General features: G+C 26.1%; 4 protein-coding genes. All 4 read left to right on the forward strand.

Features of this window, described 5'->3' with window-relative positions; all coding sequences use genetic code 11:
• Positions 1–156 precede the first annotated feature (156 nt).
• The 4 genes from CHL78_RS19665 to CHL78_RS19680 all read left to right on the forward strand — a co-directional run bounded on the left by CHL78_RS19665 (position 157) and on the right by CHL78_RS19680 (position 3598).
• Positions 157–837 carry a response regulator transcription factor gene (locus tag CHL78_RS19665; RefSeq protein ID WP_094369099.1) on the forward strand — a complete coding sequence of 227 codons (681 nt, stop codon included), beginning with the start codon at positions 157–159 and terminating at the stop codon, positions 835–837.
• An 87-nt stretch (positions 838–924) separates the two neighbouring features.
• A complete protein-coding gene (locus tag CHL78_RS19670; protein ID WP_094369098.1) occupies positions 925–1854 on the forward strand; it encodes an ATP-binding cassette domain-containing protein in 930 nt (309 codons plus the stop codon).
• Positions 1847–2650: an ABC transporter permease gene (locus CHL78_RS19675; protein ID WP_094369097.1), complete on the forward strand. Its 804-nt coding sequence runs from the start codon at positions 1847–1849 to the stop codon at positions 2648–2650. Before CHL78_RS19670 ends, CHL78_RS19675 begins: the two co-directional genes overlap by 8 nt.
• Positions 2651–2680: 30 nt before the next feature.
• Positions 2681–3598 carry a sensor histidine kinase gene (locus CHL78_RS19680; RefSeq protein WP_094369096.1) on the forward strand — a complete coding sequence of 306 codons (918 nt, stop codon included), beginning with the start codon at positions 2681–2683 and terminating at the stop codon, positions 3596–3598.
• Positions 3599–4084: the final 486 nt, after the last annotated feature.

The raw sequence follows: 4084 nt of genomic DNA on the forward strand, positions 1-4084 counted from the left end.
GGTACTTGGTGGGCAACTGCCTGGGAGAGTAAGACGTAGCCACGTAATCTTTTTTTGTTTTAAAGGAGTAGATTTTATCTACTCCTTTTTTATATAGAAAAAATATTTATATACGTGTAAAATATAAATTAGATTAAATGCTAGGGGAGATTAGATATGAACATATTGATTGTTGAAGATGATAATGATATAAACAAATTATTAGCTGAAATATTAGAAAGTGAAGGATATAATGTAAAATCTGCATACTCAGGTACGGAAGCAATTATGTATTTGAAATTACAGGATTTTGAAATGATATTACTAGACTTAATGTTACCTGGACTAGGTGGTGAGAAGGTACTTTTAGAAATCAGGGAAAATAAAAACATGCCAATAATAATAATATCTGCCAAAGACGATAAATTAACAAAAATAGAGATGCTTAAAAGTGGAGCTGATGACTTTATTTCTAAACCTTTTGATATAGATGAGGTAGTAGCAAGGATTGAAACTAATTTTAGAAGATATAAGGTTGATGGAAGTATAAATCTAAAAGAAAACGACTTAACGTTTAAGGAAATAAATTTAAATACAGATACAAGAATAGTGACTGTAAATAGTAAAAGTATTAATCTTACATCCAGAGAATTTGATATATTAAATCTATTTATAGACAATCCTAAGAAAGTTTTTACGAAATCGAATCTATTTGAAAGTATATGGGCAGAAGACTATATGGGTGACGACAATACAATCAATGTACATATAAGTAACTTGAGAAATAAAATATCTAAGCATGCTGAATATGACTACATACAAACTATATGGGGAATTGGATATAAGCTAGAAGTTTAAGAATTAAGACTTTCTTAAGAATTTCTTTAAGGTTTATTATTAATTGTTATTTACAATTAAAGTAAATTAAGAAGAGGGGAGATAATTATGGAAGATTATATATTAAGAACTATAAATTTGAGCAAAAAATATAAAGATAAATTTATAGTTGATAATGTTAGTATGAATATTAAGAGAGGGGATATTTACGGATTTATAGGTGAAAATGGAGCAGGTAAAACCAGCGTGATAAGACTTATTGTTGGGTTGATAAAAATTAGTTCTGGTAATATGATTTTATTTAATGATGAGATTGGAAATAATCAAGCGACTCAGTCACACAGAAAAAGAATAGGATCATTAATAGAGAGTCCTGCGTTGTATCTAGATATGACAGCATATCAAAATATAGAATATATAAGGATACAGAGAGGTATACCGGGTAAAAATGAAGTTGATAAAGTTATTAAACTGGTTGGGTTAGAATCTTCAAAGAATAAAAAGGTAAAAACTTTCTCACTAGGAATGAAGCAAAGATTAGGAATAGCTATAGCTTTATTGGGTGATCCTGAATTTTTAATACTAGATGAACCTATAAATGGATTAGATCCAATATCTATAATAGAAATTAGGCAGTTATTAAAAAGATTAAATCAAGAGAAAAACATAACAATATTAATATCTAGTCATATACTAAGAGAATTAAATCAATTAGCTACTACATATGGAGTTATAAGTAATGGGAAATTAATAGATGAGTTTAGTTCATTAGAATTAGATGAAAGATGCAGGAGGAGCTTAGATATAAAAGTTGATGATGTAAATAAGGCTATAGCTGTAATAGAAGAAAAACTTTCTACGCGTAATTTTAAGGTAATAAAAGATGATACTATAAGATTATATGAGTATATAGATGAGCCTGGTAAAGTAACTAAGATACTCTCTATAAATGAAATAGTAATCAATCAAATAGTTGTCGCAGGTGATGACTTAGAAGATTATTATATCAATTTAATTGGAGGTAAGGCTAATGTATAATTTAATAAAATCAGAACTTTACAAACTTAGGTTTGGAAAAACATATAAAGGACTATGCATATTTAGCATATGGTGTATATTTATGACTGTAGTTACATCATTTAATGCTGAAAGTTCAGGTCTTCAATTTATAGCTACCTATATAAATGATAGAAGATATGGATTCTTTATAAATACTTTCTCAGATGTAAGTAATATAAAAGGGATAGAGTTTTTTGCATCAGGAATGGGATGGACGCTTATATTAGTAATAGGCTTAACTTATGTGGTAAGTATGTTTACTTGTGATGAATATGTAAATGGTACATATAAAAGTGTATTATCTTATGGAAACAAAAGAAAATATGTGTATATATCAAAGCTAATCACAATATGTGTAGGAATATGTATATTAGTATTTGCAATTCCTACAATGACATTAATTATAGGAACTATTATCAATGGATGGGGAATAAAATTTGAAATTGAGCATATAAATCAGATGATAAAATTACTAAGTATAAATGCTTTTATATTTATAAGTATAGCTAGTGTATTTATGTTAATAGCAACTATTATAAAGAATAAGGCACTTTTAGTCACAATAGGTACATGTGTTTTAGTATCACCTGTACTTTTACTTGATAAAATACCTTTAGATATTCTTAGAAATCATCCTATGTTTATGCTTATGGATACATGTGCTAATATGCCAAATCAAGAATTTATTACTCAGATTATATTCACTTGTTCTATAATAACCATAGTATCTATTGTAGTAGGAATATATATATTTGAGAATCAAGATATAATATAATAAATAACATAAAGAAGGGTGGGTAGAATAGTGAAAATAATTTTGATTTTATTGGTAATTGTTCTACTTGTCTACGTATATAATTTAAAGAAAGAAATCAGAAATATATCAAAGCAACTAGAAGATTATAATCAAATAAAAACTAGAAAAAAGATAGACCTAAGATTATTTGATAAGGGCTTAGAAGGTCTATCTAAAAATATAAACAATCATATTAATATGCATATACAATCTATGGCGATTCAGAAAAGTACAGAAGAAGAATTAAAAAGAGCTATTGCAAATATAGCTCATGATATAAGAACACCATTAACTTCCGTATTAGGTTATATACAGATGGCAAAAAAAACAAATTTATCTAGAGAGAAGCAAATTGAATGCATAAATATAGCAGAAGGAAGAGCTAACTCATTAAAAGAAATATTAGAAAAATTTTTCTCGTTCTCGGTAATACAATCACCTGAATATAACCTTGAAATAGAATATGTTAACTTAAATAAAATCTTATATGATGTGATTATATCTTTTTATGATGAACTGAAGAATAATAATATAGATCTGGATGTAAGTATTGAGTATGAAGATTTGATAGTTTTGGGTAATAAGGTAGCTATTAATAGAATAATAGAAAATATTATAACAAATTTAATAAAATACTCAAAAGGAGAAGAAAGTATATTATTAAAAAAAGAAAATAATAGAGCTATTCTAATAATATCTAATAAAGTTGAAAATCTAAATGATGAAGATCTAAGATTAATTTTTGATAGATTCTATAAACAAGATACTTCTAGAAGTAGTAGCACTAGTAGTGGGTTAGGGCTTCCTATAGTCAAGACACTAATCGAAAAGATGAGTGGTGATATTAAGGCTGAATTAATTGATAATAAAATACGATTAATTTGTAGATGGAAAACTGAGAATTACGATGAAAATCTTAATGACTAAATTATATTAATATAATTTAGTCATTTTTTATTTACAAAGATATATTTTTATAAAGAATAATCTTAATAATATTTATGATTTATCTAATAAAAATATTAGATATAGCAAAAATATTAAAAGTCTAGAGGATATTTCGAAAATGTGGATAATAAAATTAAAATTACTAAATAGCAGGGGTGTAATTTGTGTATAATGTTAATAACTTTAAATATAATTGTGGATTTAATTAATAAAGTTAAGTTATTAATAAAAATTCTAAAAAAAATTAAGAAAAAGTATTGACCAACTTATATTAAGATGGTAAAGTATTACTTGTCCGAGAGATACGGACGAAGAAAAACAACAGCAAAAGAAAAGTGTTGACAAGTTAAATTAGCTTTGATATACTGAGTAAGTTGAAAAAAGTAAGCAACTGAAATAGTCGCTTAAATGAACTTTGAAAATTAAACAGTAGGTTAATTTATAGAATTTGAAACAACCAAACAA

This window comes from Romboutsia weinsteinii (genome assembly GCF_002250835.2).
Classification (GTDB): domain Bacteria; phylum Bacillota; class Clostridia; order Peptostreptococcales; family Peptostreptococcaceae; genus Romboutsia_A; species Romboutsia_A weinsteinii.

Excerpts from the sequence above, each read along its gene's own strand:
- CHL78_RS19665 (WP_094369099.1), top strand. The coding sequence starts at position 157 with ATGAACATATTGATTGTTGAAGATGATAATGATATAAACAAATTATTA.
- CHL78_RS19670 (WP_094369098.1), top strand. The coding sequence starts at position 925 with ATGGAAGATTATATATTAAGAACTATAAATTTGAGCAAAAAATATAAA.
- CHL78_RS19675 (WP_094369097.1), top strand. The coding sequence starts at position 1,847 with ATGTATAATTTAATAAAATCAGAACTTTACAAACTTAGGTTTGGAAAA.